Raw genomic sequence first — 18,326 nt, 5'->3', positions numbered from 1 at the left:
ATAAGTTTTTTTCTCCATGCTTCAATAGATTTCGCCATTACAAGAGCCTGTATGTTAACATTGTTAATCTTATTTTTAGCCACGTATCAAATGGACAAGAGTTTCAACATGGCTTGTCTGGGGAAACATGTCGTAAGGTTGAATAAGAGAGATTTTATAACCTTTAACACAGATAAAGGAAAGATCTCTAGCAAGAGTAGAAGGCATACAGGAAACATAAATAATTTCTTGTGGGCAACGTCGTAAAATTTCTGCTCCGACGGTGGGGGTAATTCCCTGGCGAGGAGGATTGAGAATAATGATATCGGCATGCTGGCCGTGCATTTCTTTTTGTAGGATTTTTTCCACGTCTCCTTCAATGAATTGAGGGGTCGTCAATCTGTTAAGGTAGGCATTTTCTTTGGCCATAGCGATTGATAGAGGATTGTATTCTATTCCAATGACCCGATGGTCTTGCTGGCTTAAAAGTAAAGAAGAGATACCAATGCCACAATAAAGATCAAGAATGGTAGCTTGTTTTTTGTGAGAAAGCAAATCAATGATTTGCTGATAGATCTTCAAGCTTTGCTCCGCATGATTTTGGACGAAGACTTCAGGGGAGCAAAGAAATTTTAAATCCCCGACCGCGAGAAAGTTGGTGGGATCACCCCACACCCATTTTTTTGATCCTCCCTTTATGATGACTCCTTTCCAGCGTGGAAATTGCTTTAAGAATTCTTCGATAATCTCTGCTTCTATCTTATCAAGCTTCTCAAAATTTAAACTTAAAATTAAGTGGCTTGCTTCTGTTTTAAAAAGAGTTGCTTTTCCTTCAGTAGCTTGTTGAGAAGAAATTTTCCCTAGCAAGGTCTGCACCTCGGCAAGGGCCAAATCCTCTTCGGCAAGAAATAGAGGGCAATGCTTAATGGGCAGAATAGTTTGGTTATCAATAGCTATATAACCTAGCCTGGAAAACCCTTGATGAGGAATAATTTTGAGGGTAATATGACGTCTATACATCCAGTTCATCCGAGCAGCAACCACAGGTAAAACCGTAACCTTTGAAAATTTTCCAATGCGTATCAAAGCATTTTCAATAATCTCGCGTTTGTTTTTTAACTGGGCTTCATAAGCTAGATGCTGTAATTGGCATCCTCCGCACTCGCCATAGTAACGGCAAAGGGGTTTTGCTCGTTGCAAGCTTGGTTTAAGCACAGCTAGTAATTTTCCTGTCGCAAAGTTTTTTTTACGCTTTACAATATGATAGCGGATCGTGTCGCCGGGAGTAGTAAAAGGGATAAAAACAACCAAGTTATTCTCACGAACGATTCCCTGCCCCTCAGAGCTTAGAGCAATCACCTTGCCAACGAGAATTTCAGACATATGGCTTGTTTTCATCAATAATTTGGAAATCTCGAATCAGCAGTTGGATACTGGGACCTTGAAAATTATTAATCTGTGGAGTGAAAGCTATACGTAGTTTCAAATTTTTTTTGCGCAAAAGAGGACTTTGTGCAGCTTGCCCAAAAGCAATCCCTTCTAGCATACGATCATCCTGCTCTAAATAAAGCTTTAAATGTGTTTTACCCACCACTTTAGGAGGCCAAGCTTGCTTAGCGATGGTATAAAGGATGGGCTGAGGGTTTTCATTGCCGTAAGGCTCGAGCAGGCGAATGGATTCCATGAAATCAAAAGTAAGCTCATGAAAGTTAACCTCTGCATCCAACATCAGTTTGGCCATTACATCATGATCACGTAATTTCTCATCGGCTGCCTTGATAAAACGTCTTTTAAACTCTTCGATATGTTGCTCTTTAATTGTTAAGCCTGCCGCGAAATCATGTCCTCCAAAATTGACAAGAATATCTGAACAATCTTTTAATACATTGAGAAGAGGGAATTCGTGAATAGAGCGCAAGGAGCCTTTGCCGACCCCATGATCAATGGCGATCATGACAGTGGGACGATTGTATTGCTTTGAAATACGTGTAGAGAGGATAGCAATTACTCCTGGATGCCATTTATCAGAATGTAAAACAATGGCTTTATTTTTAAAAATTTCAGGGTGTATAGCCACCGTATTTTCAATGTCTAAAGACATGGTACGTTCAATTTTCTGGCGTTCCATATTGTTAAGGTCGAGCTCTACAGCAAGTTTCTCAGCAGCAATAACATTGCGCGCTAAAAGCATCTGAACGCCTTTCTGTGGATCAGCAATACGCCCTAAACTGTTTAGGCGGGGAGCTAGCTTGGAGGCTATCATGAAAGTGGAAAGTTCGTTCAAATCGGCATCAGATATAGAAATGAGTTTAGCTAGGCCGATGCGTTTATTTTTCTTAAGCTGGCGTAAACCATAGCTTACAAGAATGCGATTTTCGCCAAGCAAAGAGCCCATATCAGACACTGTTCCCAGGGCAACCAGGTCTAGGTAACGTTTAAGATCAATTTTTTTAGGGGAGATAAGCCCTTCGGCTACCATTTGAAGGGTGACTGCATGGGCTAGTTTAAAAGCCACACCTACACCTGTTAAATCTCGATTAGGATAGGAGCTATTGAGTAGCTTAGGATTAAGGGTAGCCACGCAATGGGGGATTTTATCGGTAGGCTCATGATGATCAGTAATAATTACATCGACTTGCCTTTCTACAACTTTGGCAATCTCTGTGGCTGCTGTAATTCCACAGTCTACGGTAATCAGTAGCTTACACTCATTTTTTAGCGCATATTCTAAGGCTTCTACTATCAAGCTTTGACGGTTAGTGCCCCGATTAGAGACATAGAAGAATACATTAGCACCCACAAACTGTAAAAATTCAGTCAGCAAAGCTGTGCCTGTCATTCCATCCACATCATTATCCCCATAGATAAGAATATTTTCTTTATTTTTGATGGCTTGGCTAATGCGATCCACAGCTTGTTGCATTTCTGGCATTAAAAAAGGATCGTACAGATCAGGGAGCTTGGAATAAAGATAATCATGAATTTGCTCGAGCGTGGTAAAGCCTCTAGCAAGGAGGATCTGAGCGGTGACAGGATGTATCTTAAATTCTTTAGTAATAAGTTCTTTCCACTCGTTGTCGATTTTTGGATAAATCCAAACAGGTGCTTCTTGATGGTGGAAAATGGAATGCATTCAGTTATGGTCCCGGTGATGATGATCTTCATTCTAGCTTTATAAAAAGCTCTTGTCAAGAAATCTATACGTGCAGTGTATAGCTAGGGAGAAAAGAAAAAGGTTGAGTATTTCCTATCGTTCTTTATGCAGCAAGAATAGCTTCATTTTAACTTAAGAGATTTAGAGTTTATGGGCCTAATATTTAAAAGGTTGCCCCTTTCTCCTTTGCTCTTTATTCTTAATAATTGCTAAAGAGGTTGTTTTTGCCTAGAAAGCTATGAAAGAAGAGGAAAAGCTTTTAGCTAATCGATAGGTTAATTTAAAACTAAGAGTTTTTTAACTTTCAGAACAAAGGAATTACTAAAAACCATTATTCCCAACTCTTTTGCCACTATTTCATGGGTGTCCATGAAATTATCGGCGGTGTGCTTATTTACCTTAAGGAATTTTGCTATATAAAAGAAGGTTTTCTACTGGGCCAGTAGAGCCTTAGACAACTCCAAAAAATCCTTTAACCAAGTGATTTTAGGGAGTTGTTTAAGCAATAGAGGGCTCTTAAAAGAGCCTTCTTTCTAAGAAGATAGTCTTCTGGTAGGATGCATTTCCTCTTCCAATTTTTTTATTTCACGATTGTGAATATAAAGCATTACCGGCGAGGCGATAAATAGTGAAGAGAGCGTACCAACTATGACACCAATCGTCATGACTAGTGAGAAGGCAAAGATAGAGTGGCCTCCTAGCAATACTAATGATAGCAAGACTAGTAGGGTCGTACCTGAGGTCATGAGCGTACGGCTTAAAGTAATGTTTAAAGCATGGTTGACAATCTCTTTAAACTTCATTTTACGCATAATCCTCATATCTTCACGAATTCTATCAAATACGATGATTGTATCATTTAAGGAGTAACCAATAATTGTCATAATTGCTCCTACGACTTGCAAATCAATCTGGACGGCAAAGCCCATCGCTTGAAAGATTGCCAATATACCTAGGGTAATGATCACGTCATGGGCTAGTCCTACTACAGCTCCTAAGGCAAATTTAAACTCAAAGCGGAAGGTAATGTATAGCAAAATACTTGCCAAAGCAATGGTTAAACCGATGACGGCATTGTTACGCATGGCCTCGGAAAACTGCCCACTAATGACTGTCCAATGAGTATGCAGCTGATCTAATTGTGAAGAAGCTACATTTAATCCCCTATCTGCCAAAGTATTAACAAGCCAAATAATTCGAGGATTTTTTTGGTATTCATGAGCAAACTTGCCTTCCACGTAGGTTTCTGGCAATTGATAAAAAGGATGGCCTTTTTGTTCCATGCTTGTTGCTAATTGAATACGTAATTGATTAGGCTTACTTAAGGTGCGCAGCTGGAAATCGTTAGCAGTGGCTCCATGGGCAAGTAAAGCTTCTGCTGCCAACTGACGATAATTTGCTCCCTCTGGCTTTTCTTCAAGCTCAACATTTAATGAATAACCGCCCGTAAAGTCCATGCCAAACATGGTTTTATATTGAGCAGAGAAAAAATAACCTCCTAGCGCTATCATAGCGAAAGAGATGATTATAGCACTTCTAGCATGCTTTAAGAAATCAAAGTGAGTATTGCCGATCAGCTGGGACATAGACAAGGATTTATGCTTAGGATCTTGTACCCACCCAGCAAAAAAGTACCGTGTCATGAACAGGGCCGTGAACATAGAGGAAATAATTCCAATGATCAAAGTTACAGCAAAGCCCTTGACAGGACCAGAATCAAATTGAATAAGAATGAGGGCAGCAATAATAGTGGTGATATTGGAATCAATAATAGCACTAAAAGCTTTACGATAGCCGGCTTGAATAGCTGAAGCTAAGCGTCCTGATTGCTTAAACTCTTCCCGGATTCTTTCAAAAACTAGCACATTTGCATCGACTGCCATACCAATGGTGAGGACAATGCCCGCAAGTCCCGGCAATGTTAAAGGCTGGCCGATATTCTGCATAACTCCCCAAAGGATGAGAATGTTAAAAAGAACAGCTGTAGAAGCGACAACTCCAGCGAAGTGATAGTAGCCAATCATAGCGATAACCACCAAAGTAAGTGCTACCACAGAGGCCACTACTCCTCGAGTGCGTTCTTCTTGGCCCAATTCAGGGCTTACATTTTCTTCTGAAAGAATTTTTGGTGTAAAGCTTAAGGATCCAGCTTTTAAGTCGGCAGCTAGCTGATTGACTTCACGTTGAGTGAAGCGACCAGTAATCTGAGCAGAATCTTTTAGAGCTGCACGAAGGCTGGGAGAGCTGATGATTGTCCCATTTAAAACCACTGCCATGCGCCACCCTTTTCCTCGGGAATAACTTTCTTTGGGAGTGCCTACAATTTTATCTTCGGCAAACTGTGAGGTCCAGGTATAAAAGTCATCCCGTGGGCTGCCCATGCGTGAACCATCATATGAGCTTTTTACACTGAAAGAAAGCGTATTTCCTTCAGAAGAATCATAGCCCACTTGAATGTTTGTTAGGCTAGAACCCTCTAATGCATAATGGTGGAAAACGATTAGCAAGGGATGGGCCTGGTTATTCCATTCTGAAAAATCCTTACCACGTAAAATGGCGACTGAAGAAAATGTATCGTTGTAAGTATTGCTTACTTCTTTATGCTTAGGATCAGCTAGACGTAGGCCGCTCTCATATAGCAGAGTGGCATATTCTGAACGTGGGCCTGTCAGCTCACCTGTAGCCAAGTCACCCCCTAAATGGTGCCAGGCAATCTCATTCACACTATCAATGTCTGTACGATTAGTAACTACCGCTTCATTCCATACATTTTGTAAAAACTGATTGATAGCTTCTTTTAGAGCAGGATTGTTAGGTGTGAATTTCTCATTGACTACATGAAAATACATGGCAGAGGCTTTGACAAGATCCGTAGCTGACATGTTCTGCGAGCCAGGAAAGTCTAAAACAATGTTGTTGCCTTCTAAGTGAATGGTACGTTCTGAAACCCCCATTTTGTTAATGCGTGTATATAATTCATTAACAGCTTGTTTTAAATCTTCAGGATTTGTGACTTCTCGCCCATTTTGGTCTCTGAGGCCTATGCGTACTGTTTTACCACCGGAAAGATCTAAGCCAAGCTTAAGAATCTTACGATCATCACCGCGGAAAAATTTTGCGAAGCTAAGCTTGAAATTTTGCCAGTAGGGGTTTTTGGTTGGGGCAGGAACTAGATAATGGTTAGTAATATCCAAGTCTACCTGGGCAGAGCGGTATTCTTCTTCCCATTTAAGTAAGTCTTCTTGCTGACGATCTTCGATAGCGTTCGTAGCTAGTATACGCTGCTCGACATCTGTAAAGTCTAGCAAGGCGTGGCGCTTGCTGCCTTTAGTATAGAAATTCTCGCGTGTAGCTTTAAGCAAGGTATCATAGTAATCATTGAGCTCAAAGATATAATCTTTGCTAAATTCAGCTGGTAATCCAAAGGTGGCCCCTGAATAGCCTACAAAGCCATTGGCTTGCAAGGTATAATGGAGCTGCTCGATATCATGAAGAAATTCTTGTTTTTCAGGAGAATCGGGCATTTGGCGATATTTTTGCATGATGCTATCCATTCCTCTTGCAACCACATAGATAGAGCCATTGTTAAATCCTGGTAAGGTAGGGCTCTGCTGTGCAGAAGGTGCGTATACGAGTAAACCTAGTTTTTGCTCTTCAGGCTTAGATTTTGTATACGAAGCATAGTCTCTTAGGGGATAGGCTTCACGGGTTAGCTCAGCATGTTTGGGTAGCCATACTTCTTCTAATTGATTCAGCAGCAGCTGGATTTGTTTTTCAGCGACGGCGGTTAAATTTAACGCTAAGAAGCTGTGGGGATTGGTCAATTGTGAAAGATTAACGCCAAAGGTTTCTTCCCAAGGTATTAAATTTTCATCCGTTAAACGGCCTGCACGTGCAATATCGTTGATTATTAGATTGTTTATTTTATCTCTTAAAACATCCGCTTCTTCATCTCTGCTAGGAGCTTGGCGGATGGCTTGAATATCTGGATAAAGTTGAAGAAAGATTTTCTCATTTGACCAATCAATAACCAGCCCTTGAACAAAAGGATTGCTTCCATCTAGTGACACTATCTGTAGTTTATCATTAGCTTTAGAGTCCTTTTGGCTAGCTTGGATTAAGCTTTTGACTTTTTCTGGCGTTAAAGCTTGTTGGCTAACTTTAAAATCAGCTGCCCGTTGTTGAAGGATAGAAATGGCTTGGCTTAAAGTATGGCGTTGTCCTTCTAGAAGAGTTAAAGCTTGTCGTTGGCTAGAATCAACTGTTTGCTTGCTCTCTTCTGCTTTTTTTATTTCTTGGGCCAAGGTGTCTTTCTTGGCTCCCAAGCCTGCCTTCAGAGCTTCTGCGCGAGATAAAAATTTGCTAACTAGATTATCCTTAGAGGGAGAACTAACCTGGGTAAAGCTAGCAAAATAGCGTTTAGCCATTGCTTGATTAGCTTGTAAGGCTTTATTTGCTTCTACAATTTCACTGGCAAGGTTGAGTACAAGATCATCGTAAGAGCTAGTGGGGTTATTTTTAATTGCTTGCAAAAGGGTGGCTGGTTTGCTTGTGCTGCCAAAAGCTAGAGCTAACTGGGCCACACGGTCTTCAACTAATTGACGATAAAAGTCAGTAATTTGCCCTTCAGCATTTTGTTTGTAAGCATACTGAAAAAATTCTTGTAAATCTTGAGGATTAAAATGAATGTTTATTTTTCGAGAAACGATGACTTGTGTGCTCTGCTCATCTACCTGAGGATAAAGCTCGAGTTGAGCAGGAACAAATGAGATTAATGCTCCAGCTCTAGGTAAAAAACGCCTGAAAAGAGAGGCGTCTTGCGTATTATTAAAATTCACTTCAATATATTGAGGATTGTTTTTTTGTAGCTCGATAGATCGGGGCTTTACACCTAGTAGCTTAGCAAACGAATGCAGCCAATCAGTAGCATCCTGCTCAAGTTCATTGGTCCTATTGGCGATAGCAACAGCAATTTCTTGGGCACGAGTTGCGTCGATAGGGGATTTAAGAGGTTTAGTATAGTAGAAAATTGTTGGCAAAATGTTGAATAGCGTCAAAATGATGACTGCTAATATCAGATATAATTGCCAGCGCTTTTGTTTTTCCATGACAATTCGTTTCCTTATTTAAAGCTTTCATTTGATAGAAAAGGGTAAGCAGATAGGATAACAAAGAAAAGGTCATTCTGTCTATAAAATTGAAAGAGAACCCCAAGTTGTTGCTTAACCCGGGTTTGATCTATGTGGTTACCCTTGAAGTCCAAAAAGGCTAAATCAGTTGTTGCATAAGTAAACTCTAATCAATAAATTTATTGTTATTATCTATCTTACCTCGTGCTAGCTGTATCTATAAGATGCAAGACTTAAGAAAAGTTATTAGACAAAGAAATGATAGATATTCATCTCCTTTTAAGCTATCCATAAATAAAAAAGCCACCTGCTTGAACAGAGGTTCAAGCAGGTGGCTTGTATTAAGGCCAAGCTTTTAATCAACCCGATATTTTTGCAGTTCCCTCTGTTTCTACCAGAGTAGACCCTTCAGAAGTATCAGTTTTTTCATGAGTTAAAGCTGTAAATTGACGGTTTAGCGATCTTACTGCAGCTAACCAAATGAGGATAAAGATGGTCATAATGATAGCTACATAAGGAGTAATGGCGGCTAGCGATCCGAATGCAACAAGCAGACCTTGTTGAATAAAAGAACCTCCAGATTTACCAAGACGTGCACCAACCACATCAATAGCAGCCTTGCCTTTGACCTTGGATTCTTGGTCAAGAGGAATATAAGCCATCTCTTTCGTCGGATCAAATAAAGAGTATTTCGTCGATTTACTCATAATATTTTGTATCATACCAAAGATTACTGCTAGCATAAGTGAAGTCGTGCCAAAGTAGCTAATGAAGCCGGCAAGGTGGTCCCTAAATATAACGAAAGAAAAGAAACCGATTCCTGTTATTAATAAAACAATAGGTGTTGCCATAGCAGCAAAGCCCCAGCCTTTTTTGCGGGTAATCCAGCCGCCTAAGAACATCATGATAATTGTCATCAATCCTGTAATGGTAGAAAATATGCCCATAAAAGCATTGTAATCATTAGGATTTTTGTATTGTAGCTTAAGTTGTCCTTTCCAAGTTACTTCCACTAAATTAATGCAAATGCCATAAGAAATGACAAGCATAGCAATGCAGAGAATGTACTTAGATTTAGCTAGAAAAGCAAAACTTTCTAAAATACCCATTTTAGGTTTAGATTTTTTTCCTTTTCTTTCCTCTTCTGGGTTGTAGAAGCGTGGATCGGTCAAAACGTTTCTATTCATCCAATAGTAGATAGCAAGCACCGATACACCAGCTAAAACAACAAAAGTCATTAGATAGTTAAGAGAAACTTGCCATGGATCTACGCCAGCGGGAATGCGACTCTGGATCCTAGAAAAATAGACAATCGTAGGGCCAGAAACAAGCAAGGCAACATTCGCTCCAAGGCCTAGCAGAGTATAAAAACGCTTAGCTTCAGTCACACGCATAATATCATTGGCAAAGCCCCAGAACATCAAAGATAAAACGGCGCTTCCCCATAGTTCTGCTAAAATATAAAACAGAGAAAATGTCCAATCTCTGTAGCAAGCGACTAAGCCGCTTAAACCTGCAGGTAGGATTGACTGCAGATAATCTGCTGAGGTGGTGGGATGAAGAAGCTCTCTGTTGGGATAGAGAACGAAAGCAAAAAGAGCGAAAAAGACCAGGAAAGGTGTAAGGACCGTATAAAAAAGGGCCTCTTTGCTAAGAATATTGCTCAGTTTAGCATACAAGAGCATGAAAATAATTGCAGCAGGGACCACACCCCATACTTTTAAGAAAGGAAGAGTTTCAGCTCCAGAAGCTGTTACAATTAGCGTATCTTTTGTATCACGCAGGATAGTATAGTTAAAAGAAATAAAGAAAAACATCAAGAACATAGGTAAAAGCTTTTTGAGCTCATAGTTATGGACGGGCCAAAAAAATGACCGCACCTTACTAAACTCTTGTCCAGCATTTTGTGCCATATATCAAAACCTCTGATTGTAAAATAAGCGTTATATGTGCTTAATTAGCATCCACTTGTAACACTTAAGAATTTAATAAAAAACACTTTTGTTTATAATGAGAATGCATAATGTAAAACATTTTTAATTAATAGGCAAGAGTAAAGACAAGGAAAGGATAGGGGGTGGAAAGAGGGCGATGATTTATAACTTACTTTCATTTTGTTAAAATTAGCATATACCGGCATGACTCCACAAAGTAGGCTAGAGCAAAAAAGCTTTTGCTAAACCTTAAAAAAAATAGGTTAGGGGCTCGCCTTTTTGTTAGATCTATAATTTACGGTGTAATTCTGCACTTTGTATGCTATAAAAAAGCATGTAGACCTCTAAAAAGGGTTTATCGCTCTAAAAGCATGGTTTTGTTAACCTCTGATAGCGTGAAGAGTTATTTGAAAACATGGTTAAGTCAATCTTCAACTCTATGGTAACCTTTTAAACTTTTTCTAGTAGTAAATGCCAAGCTATTAGAAGCGGAAAGGTGCTTTGTTAAGGTGCTTAAAAGAAAGTCTAGAGAAGAGACAAAATATGTTTAATTTTGCTACTGAGCAGGGTTGGGGTCTAAAAGTTAAAAATCTAAAAGAGAAGATTGAGTGGATGAAAAGCCTTCGAAGTATAAGTAAGCATGTACATTTCGAAGGCCTAATTATTTAGCTATATTGAGGGGCCAAGGAGTTGGCAGAGGCAGCAAGATTATTGTTCAAGCTGATGGCTTCAACATAAGATGTCCAAAGGTCTTGCTCCACTTTACCGTGCCTAATGGATGCAATGAGCTCTCTTTTGATAGAACGTAAGTCTTTTTTTGGAGTGAGTTTACGAATCATTTCTTTATCACCTGCTAAACGGGCCATGTTCAGCATGCGTTCAATGTCCTGCTTGGAAAATAGAATTTGGTCTCTACGCTTGCGTGAGCCTCTAGCAGCTCGCTGCTTGGGTGTTACAGGCGAGGGCTTATCGACATTAATAATGTATTTTAAAATCATATCAGTGAGCTGTTCAGGATCTTCTGTCTTCATTTTGCGCATGGTAAAATGATGGATATAACCACCTGTTGAAGAAGGAATGTAGCGACAAATATCATTTTCTTTCTTGGCACCTAATTTCTTAACAGCCGTTTGAATAAGACTTTCCAATTGTTTTGAATCGGATTTTGAGCTTGTACTCATTGATATACCTACTTAATTTTTATTTTCGTTAGAGTTATAAATAACGCTGTTTTTTATTGCGTTCCGAAACCTTGAGTTTTCCTAAACTTTGTTTGTAGTGAAGCGGGAAGAGGAAAAGTATTGATTTCTTTATTTACTAATGAAAATTATAGATTTATATGAATTTTGTGCAACCTAAAATTTATTCATAAACATATAATTTCTGCCTCATTACTACCCGCACAAATAATAGTAGAGTAAGAATATGTTTTTTTAAACGTTTGAAGGTAATCTGTTCATTTAGTACTATAGGCTTTTAAAGAATGGCTAACGACTTCCTTTGTCTGTAAAACCTTATATGCTAGGTGCAATCATGCCACTACCTATGTTTCCAGTTGCTTTTGAAGCTTCGGCAACTCTTGCGCATGCTATTATTGGCATTGCTGCGGGTAAAGGTGGAGTAGGAAAATCATGTGTCACGGTGAATCTGGCAAGGGCTTTAAAAGATTTAGGCTTTAAGGTAGGGATACTAGATGCCGATATTTACGGTCCTTCTATCCGTCGCATGTTACCTGAAGATAAGATGCCAGAGCAATGCGATGAACGTATTCTACCAGCTATATGCCAGGGAATTAAGGTTATATCTATGGCTTATTTTAGGCGCGACGATGAAGCTGCAGCCATTCGTGCTCCCATAGCTAACACTATTGTTCAACAATTCATTAAAAATGTAGATTGGGGAGAAATAGATTTTTTATTAATTGACTTTCCACCGGGAACGGGTGACATTCAACTAACCTTGAGCCAAAATGCTCAATTGAATGCTGCAATCTTGGTGACAACTCCCCAAGAAGTGGCGTTAATGGATGTAAGAAAAGCAATGGACCTGTTTTATCAAATGAAAATTCCTATCCTAGGCGTTATAGAAAACATGAGTTATTATCAAATCTCCCCCCATTTAAAACCTGTTTATCCTTTTGGTCAAGGGGGAGGGGGGCGTTTAGCTAAAGAAGCAGGCCTTTCTCTTCTAGCCCAAATTCCAATAAGCGCTGAAATTTCCCATAGTGGCGATAAAGGAAATTCATTTTTTGAGGAAAAGACCCTAGCAGCTCAAGCGATTAGTAAGACTTTTATAAATTTAGCAAAAAAAATGATGGAGCAATTGGCAGCAATAAATAAGAGTACAACTTTGGGAGTGGAAAAATTTTTTCAAAAAGATCCTGCTACTTTTACTCTGCAATGGAGCGATGGCTTAATGGCAGACTTCTATTTGTCTGATTTGCAACGTCGTTGTCCTTGTGCTGGATGCATAGAAAAAAACGTAGAGAACAAAGTAGGGGATGAAAAAACTCATACTGACGAGCTACGAGCCTCTACGATTGAAAGGGTAGGACATTACGCTTTACGCATTTATTTTACATCTGGTTGCAATCAAGGCCTCTATACCTTTAGTTTTTTGCGCCAAATGGCTGAGGAGCAAAATTCATGAAATTGTGGCTACAAATGTATCTATGGATGAGTGTGTTTCTAATGGTAGCTTGCACCTCTGAGGACCAGCATCGTCGTATAGAAAGAGAGGGCTTTGGTTTAAAGAACGGTAAAATTAAAGCTTTATCGACCATTGCCATGATCGGCGATATTGTGCAACAAGTAGGGGGAGAATATATCGATAATTTAACTCTAATGAGAGGGGATCTAGATCCACATACTTATCAGCTTGTGAAAGGGGATGATGAAAAGTTAGCTTATGCAGATGTGGTGTTTTACAATGGATTAGGTTTAGAACATGGACCCAGCTTACAAAGATTCTTAGAAAGTAATAAAAAGGCAGTGGGTTTAGGAAATAAGATAATTAAAGATTACCCCTCCTTAATTATTTATAGTCAGGGGCAGATTGATCCTCATATCTGGATGGACATGGCTATATGGGCAAAAATTATTCCCTATATCGTGGAAGTATTAAGTGTTAATGATCCCATGCATGCTGAAGTATTCCATGCTAATGGCGAAAAACTTATGCAGGATTTACTTCAGAGTGATCGAGAGATTAAATACGAGCTAGGGTTAATTCCCTCTGAGAAGCGTTACCTAGTAACCAGCCATGATGCATTTAACTATTTTGCCAGAGCTTATCTAGCTACGGAAGAAGAAAGAATAAATGGGAAATGGGTGCAAAGGGTTGCCTCCCCAGAAGGTTTAGCACCTGAGAGTCAATTGAGTACCAGCCATATCCAAGAGATTATAGATTATCTTTTTAAACATAGAATACAGGTTATTTTTCCGGAATCTAATGTTAGCAAAGATTCCCTTCGTAAAATCATTTCAGCAGGTAAGGAAAAAGGATTAGATATTACTATTGCTCCTTGTTGTCTCTATGCTGATGCTATGGGTTCTGCTGGCTCTAGTGGGGAAACTTATCAGAAAATGATTAAACATGATGCCGATTGGATTAAAAGATGCTTAAAGGTTGAAGGATGAAAAAACTGCAGATACAACCTTCCGTACTAGAAGCTCATCAGCTTACCGTTAATTATGACAAAACCCCTGTACTATGGGACATTAATTTTAAAGTGCCTTCAGGCCTGCTTGTAGGTATTCTAGGACCTAACGGTGCTGGCAAGAGTACTCTTATAAAATCTGCTCTGGGGCTAGTAAAACCTATTTCAGGAAAAATTGAATTTTTTGGTTTGCCTTTAAAAAAAGTTCGTAAAAGGATTGCGTATATTCCCCAACGTCAAAGTGTAGACTGGGATTTTCCCATTACAGTGCGCGATTTGGTTTTAATGGGATGTTATGGAAGGCTAGGCTTATTGAGATGGCCGCGTAAAGCAGATCGAATGGCTGCCCATCGCTATCTAGAAATGGTTGGCATGGGAGCTTATGCCGATCGGCAAATTAGCCAGCTATCAGGTGGGCAGCAACAACGGGTATTTATTGCTCGTGCTATGTTGCAAGAAGCAGATTTATATTTTATGGATGAGCCTTTTGCGGGTATAGATATAGCAACAGAAAAAATTATTATGAAAATTCTAATCCAACTGAAAGCTCAAGGAAAAAGTGTTTTTATTGTTCATCATGATTTAAACAATGTTGAAAATTACTTTGATTGGGCTATATTGCTTAATATGCGTTTAGTGGCATGCGGGCCGGTGGAAAAAATATTCAAAGCTGATAATTTACAAGCTACCTATGGCAAAAGCTTTTCTTTATTCGATGAAGCAGTGAAATTATCTCAAGACAAAATCAAAGGAGCTGCTTCATAAACATATGTTATTTGCTAACTCGCCCTATTATTATTTTACCGACGCTGTTCTGAGAGCTCCTACACTTGGTTCGATGCTAATGTGCTTAGGAGCTTCTCTAGTGGGTGTATTAGTCTTTTTACGTAAAGAGTCTTTACTAGGGGAGAGTCTTTCTCATGCAGCCTATCCAGGTGTGATGATAGGTGTTATTTTGGCAGGAATGCTCCACCTAGACGAAGATCAAGAGATGGTGGTGGCCGGCCTGATTATGATAGCTGCTGGACTGACAGCTTTAGCAGGCCTGTGGGCTATTCATTGGCTAGAAAAATCTCTTAGGGTTCGTAGCGATTCAGCATTATGTTTTATTTTAGCGGCTTTTTTTGGGATAGGCCTAACGCTGGCTAGCCAAGTTCAATTTTCTTTTTCAACTCTTTATCGACAGGCGCAAGTTTATCTGTACGGCCAAGCTGCTACCATGACAGATATTCATATATTCGTTTATGGGACTTTGGCGTCGTTGATTACTTTAACCCTTATTTTGCTTTATAAAGAAATACAAACTATTTTATTTAATAAAGATTATGCCAAAAGCCTAGGAATAAACGTTTCAGGAATCGAAGCTATTATTTTTTTCTTGATCGTCTTAGCCGTGGTAATTGGCATTCGTTCAGTAGGCGTAGTATTAATGTCTGCTATGTTGATTAGCCCTGCAGCGGCAGCTCGGCAATACACAAACAGGCTTTCAATAATGTTAGTCTTGGCAGCCTGTTTTGGGTTGATTAGTGGGTATTTGGGCAATTATCTTTCTATAGAAGTTTCTTACTCTTTAGCTTCTCTTTATCCTTCAGCTCGGCTAGCGCTTCCTACAGGTCCCATGATTGTTTTAGTCTCCTCTTTTATTTGCTTGCTTTCCCTCTTACTAGCTCCCGAGCGAGGCGTACTTTTACGGGTGGTACGCATTGCCAAATTTCGCCACCGCTGCATGTGTGAAAATCTTCTTAAAGCTATTTGGCGTATCCAAGGAGGACATCCAGTATCTTTTGAGCAAATTGCTAAGTATCAAAGTGCTTCCAAGCTATATCTGCGTTTTGTTCTCTGGCGGCTTGTGCGTAATGGCTGGATGGTAAACGCTGGCAAGAAAGCTTATCAACTAACCAAAGAAGGAAATGTTTGGGCAGCTAAAATTGTTCGCTTGCATCGTCTTTGGGAGGTTTATCTGGTAGACTATCTGGGAATTGGGGCAGAAAAAGTACACTTGAATGCTGAAGAGATGGAGCATGTTATCACTCCGGAGCTGGAAGAGAAATTAATTATATTATTAAATGACCCCAAACGCGACCCTCACCATCAACTGATTCCCGCTCAAATTAACTTATGAATAGTATAAACACTACCTATTTCAACCCCTATACCAATCAGAACTTCTGTGGCTTTTTTCTGCAGCTGTTTATACGCCTATACAGTTTCATTGCCGGTAAAATTTCATTAAGTGAAATGGTTGCGGATGAAATTCAAATGGTTGTTTTAATAGGCGTGGCTATTTCAGCAGCTTTAGTAGGAACTTTTCTGGTCTTGCGTAAAATGGCAATGCTAGCCAATTCTTTATCGCATACAATCTTATTAGGAATTGTAAGTGCTTTTGTATTGTCGCAAAACAGTTTATTGGAAAATGAGACTCATTATTCTTCTATTGATATTAAACTTATGCTTTTAGCTTCATTGGCTGTAGGCTTGCTGACTGCCTTATTAACTGACTGCTTGACTAAAGTTGCCCGCCTACAAGAAGACGCTAGCATGGGCATCGTATTTACCAGCTTATTTGCCTTAGGAATCGTGCTAGTTACCTTGTTGACACGTAATGCCCATGTAGGCATAGAAGTTGTAATGGGAAATGTAGATGCTCTTCAATGGGAAGATTGTAAATTTGTATGGGTTATTGTATTTTTAAATGTTCTTTCTATCAGCTTGTTTATTAAAGAATTTAAAATTACTACCTTTGATCCCTATCTATCCAAAGCTTTAGGAATATCGACGATCTTCTTTAATTATTTACTCATGGTTCAAGTGGCAGCTACTACGATGGGAGCTTTTAGAGCGGTGGGGGTTTTAATGGTATTGGCTTTTATTACGGGGCCTGTATTAACAGCTAGGCTTGTAACTCACAATCTTAAAATGTTGTTGTTATTAGCTGCTGCTTTAGGAAGCCTTGCCTCAGTTATAGGTGTAGCCCTGGCACGCCATATTTTAACTGTTTACAATATACCTCTTTCTACTTCAGGTTTAGTGGTTTGCACTATTACTGCCTTGTTTGGCTTTACTTTGATTGTTAAAACAATCAAGGTAAAGCTGCTTAAGCCGAGAGATCTAGTCCTTCCTATTTTTTAATGATTTATTGAATTTACAAAGATTGTTCTCTCTAAAAAGCTGCTTCTATAAGGCTTAATAATTTTTTCTTTCTTGTTAGAACTTTTCCAATAAAGAACGTGGCAGCGCGCCAAATTATTAAGCCCATGCACAAGAGTACCCGGTGGGCCTTCATAATCCGTATCCCTGTGTGTGTATGAGCGCTTGAAAGCAATATCTTTTAAATTATCAATAGGAAGCATACATGGAGCTATGGTTTCAAAATAATAAGGTTTTCGCCGTTCCCAATTAAGGGATAACTGTAAATTTCCTAGAATTTCTCGCCCTTCATATAAATAGTTCGAATTAAAAAGGGATAAAACAAGGGTTCCTAAAGATGTAATAGAAATAGTCAACGCATAAAGAGGAGTTCTACAAATATCTAAGCAATTATTTAAAATGATTCTTGTTAACTTTGGTTGTTTTTGGTGGAGAGAAGATGAGGGGTTTAATGGATGGGGGTTAGCTCTTAGTGCTTCCCATTTCTTCTTTTCAAGATCGTAATATTTGTAAATAGATAGTGGAAAAAAAAGGTGAAAGATAGTTTTAGCTACATAAAAAATTGGGCTAAAGAGCGCAAGCGCTCCAAATTTCCAAGCTAAAAGAGATTTTTCATCGTCCCCATAAATATTCATATTTTTGGTATGAATAACAGCGGCATAACAATGCTGGATTCTTGCCGTGGAATCATGAGGACAGATTTGGTTCCATTTTATAATGATTCGCCTCCATTTGCCTGTCCCTCTCTCTGCTACCATCCTATCATTAAGGTCTAAAGCTTGGCTATTTAAAGAAGTATCTTTGTCTGTACATTTATTCATTATTTTCAAAATAAAGATTAGATATAAATATTGATTGTTAAGGTAACGATCAAGGCTTATTTTAAGTAAGGTTTTTATTTTTTTCATAGATTTTTTATCTATAAGAAAGAACACTTCGTCTTCTATTTTAAAATACTCTACTAACTCTTAAGTTGTTCATAAACATTTTTAGTAAAGCTCCATGCAATTTTTTTTTGTAAAGAAGGGAAGAGGGGAAAGGCAAAAGATTTAAAGATTAGCAGGTTTTTCCTGTTAACTTTTAAAAGTATTGCTTACTAAGGATCTAATACCAGCAAGAAAAATTGATCTGCATGCTTGCTAGGGAAGGATTTAGAAGCTAGTTTTTTTGAGTGTTCTTTATAAGCTAGCCCTAGTGTAGTGTAAATCATCAAAGAAACTAGTAAAAAGATAGTAAGTTAAATGAAAGAGGAATCTTTTTAGGACCCTTGCTTCTATTATCACTAATTTTACATGGAAAGAATAGGTATCAGACAGCCAATGAGC

Annotated in this window: 11 protein-coding genes; 5 read left to right on the top strand and 6 right to left on the bottom strand. The window is 39.0% G+C overall.

Translation table 11 applies throughout. From position 1 onward, the window contains the following. Positions 1-75 precede the first annotated feature (75 nt). From rlmD to NEOC65_RS07615, 5 genes are all read right to left on the bottom strand, one after another. Positions 76-1,362 carry a 23S rRNA (uracil(1939)-C(5))-methyltransferase RlmD gene (rlmD, locus tag NEOC65_RS07635; RefSeq protein ID WP_213156170.1) on the bottom strand — a complete coding sequence of 429 codons (1,287 nt, stop codon included), beginning with the start codon at positions 1,360-1,362 and terminating at the stop codon, positions 76-78. After that, positions 1,355-3,112, bottom strand: coding sequence for a single-stranded-DNA-specific exonuclease RecJ (recJ, locus tag NEOC65_RS07630; RefSeq protein ID WP_213152494.1), 1,758 nt, complete (start codon positions 3,110-3,112; stop codon positions 1,355-1,357). Before recJ ends, rlmD begins: the two co-directional genes overlap by 8 nt. Before the next feature lie 554 nt (positions 3,113-3,666). Further along, on the bottom strand, positions 3,667-8,241 hold the full coding sequence (secD, locus tag NEOC65_RS07625) for a protein translocase subunit SecD (RefSeq protein ID WP_213156169.1): 4,575 nt from the start codon (positions 8,239-8,241) through the stop codon (positions 3,667-3,669). A gap of 380 nt (positions 8,242-8,621) precedes the next feature. Beyond that, positions 8,622-10,175, bottom strand: coding sequence for an NTP/NDP exchange transporter (locus NEOC65_RS07620; protein ID WP_213152496.1), 1,554 nt, complete (start codon positions 10,173-10,175; stop codon positions 8,622-8,624). Positions 10,176-10,861: 686 nt separating this feature from the next. Then, a complete protein-coding gene (locus tag NEOC65_RS07615; protein WP_166154251.1) occupies positions 10,862-11,377 on the bottom strand; it encodes a hypothetical protein in 516 nt (171 codons plus the stop codon). A 352-nt stretch (positions 11,378-11,729) separates the two neighbouring features. On the opposite strand from NEOC65_RS07615, the gene NEOC65_RS07610 reads away from it, so the two are divergent. The 5 genes from NEOC65_RS07610 to NEOC65_RS07590 are packed head-to-tail and all read left to right on the top strand — an operon-like array spanning position 11,730 to position 16,983. After that, positions 11,730-12,845 (top strand): MRP-like and DUF971 domain-containing protein, encoded by a 1,116-nt coding sequence (locus NEOC65_RS07610; RefSeq protein ID WP_213152497.1) that lies wholly within the window; start codon positions 11,730-11,732, stop codon positions 12,843-12,845. Next, entirely contained in the window at positions 12,842-13,834 is a 993-nt protein-coding gene (locus NEOC65_RS07605; protein ID WP_213152498.1) for a metal ABC transporter solute-binding protein, Zn/Mn family, read from the top strand. Before NEOC65_RS07610 ends, NEOC65_RS07605 begins: the two co-directional genes overlap by 4 nt. Beyond that, a complete protein-coding gene (locus NEOC65_RS07600; RefSeq protein WP_213152499.1) occupies positions 13,831-14,619 on the top strand; it encodes a metal ABC transporter ATP-binding protein in 789 nt (262 codons plus the stop codon). The genes NEOC65_RS07605 and NEOC65_RS07600 overlap by 4 nt, the downstream gene beginning before the upstream one ends. 4 nt (positions 14,620-14,623) lie before the next feature. Further along, the gene (locus NEOC65_RS07595; RefSeq protein ID WP_213156168.1) at positions 14,624-15,976 is read left to right on the top strand and encodes a metal ABC transporter permease; all 1,353 of its coding nucleotides are present in this window, start codon (positions 14,624-14,626) and stop codon (positions 15,974-15,976) included. Further along, positions 15,973-16,983, top strand: a complete 1,011-nt coding sequence (locus tag NEOC65_RS07590) for a metal ABC transporter permease (protein ID WP_213152501.1) — start codon at positions 15,973-15,975, stop codon at positions 16,981-16,983. The genes NEOC65_RS07595 and NEOC65_RS07590 overlap by 4 nt, the downstream gene beginning before the upstream one ends. On the opposite strand, the gene NEOC65_RS07585 is transcribed toward NEOC65_RS07590, so the two are convergent. Then, positions 16,980-17,909: a hypothetical protein gene (locus tag NEOC65_RS07585; protein WP_213152502.1), complete on the bottom strand. Its 930-nt coding sequence runs from the start codon at positions 17,907-17,909 to the stop codon at positions 16,980-16,982. The two genes, NEOC65_RS07590 and NEOC65_RS07585, sit on opposite strands and share 4 nt — an antisense overlap. Positions 17,910-18,326: the final 417 nt, after the last annotated feature.

The sequence above is a fragment of the Neochlamydia sp. AcF65 genome, assembly GCF_018342435.1.
GTDB lineage: Bacteria > Chlamydiota > Chlamydiia > Chlamydiales > Parachlamydiaceae > Neochlamydia.
Note: the sequence above shows the minus strand (reverse complement) of the source record. Positions and strands in the feature narration are given on the sequence as shown.

What these genes read in the sequence shown, in the direction of transcription:
- rlmD (WP_213156170.1), bottom strand. Translation starts at nt 1,362, where the DNA reads ATGTCTGAAATTCTCGTTGGCAAGGTGATTGCTCTAAGCTCTGAGGGG.
- recJ (WP_213152494.1), bottom strand. Translation starts at nt 3,112, where the DNA reads ATGCATTCCATTTTCCACCATCAAGAAGCACCTGTTTGGATTTATCCA.
- secD (WP_213156169.1), bottom strand. Translation starts at nt 8,241, where the DNA reads ATGGAAAAACAAAAGCGCTGGCAATTATATCTGATATTAGCAGTCATC.
- NEOC65_RS07620 (WP_213152496.1), bottom strand. Translation starts at nt 10,175, where the DNA reads ATGGCACAAAATGCTGGACAAGAGTTTAGTAAGGTGCGGTCATTTTTT.
- NEOC65_RS07615 (WP_166154251.1), bottom strand. Translation starts at nt 11,377, where the DNA reads ATGAGTACAAGCTCAAAATCCGATTCAAAACAATTGGAAAGTCTTATT.
- NEOC65_RS07610 (WP_213152497.1), top strand. Translation starts at nt 11,730, where the DNA reads ATGCCACTACCTATGTTTCCAGTTGCTTTTGAAGCTTCGGCAACTCTT.
- NEOC65_RS07605 (WP_213152498.1), top strand. Translation starts at nt 12,842, where the DNA reads ATGAAATTGTGGCTACAAATGTATCTATGGATGAGTGTGTTTCTAATG.
- NEOC65_RS07600 (WP_213152499.1), top strand. Translation starts at nt 13,831, where the DNA reads ATGAAAAAACTGCAGATACAACCTTCCGTACTAGAAGCTCATCAGCTT.
- NEOC65_RS07595 (WP_213156168.1), top strand. Translation starts at nt 14,624, where the DNA reads ATGTTATTTGCTAACTCGCCCTATTATTATTTTACCGACGCTGTTCTG.
- NEOC65_RS07590 (WP_213152501.1), top strand. Translation starts at nt 15,973, where the DNA reads ATGAATAGTATAAACACTACCTATTTCAACCCCTATACCAATCAGAAC.
- NEOC65_RS07585 (WP_213152502.1), bottom strand. Translation starts at nt 17,909, where the DNA reads ATGAAAAAAATAAAAACCTTACTTAAAATAAGCCTTGATCGTTACCTT.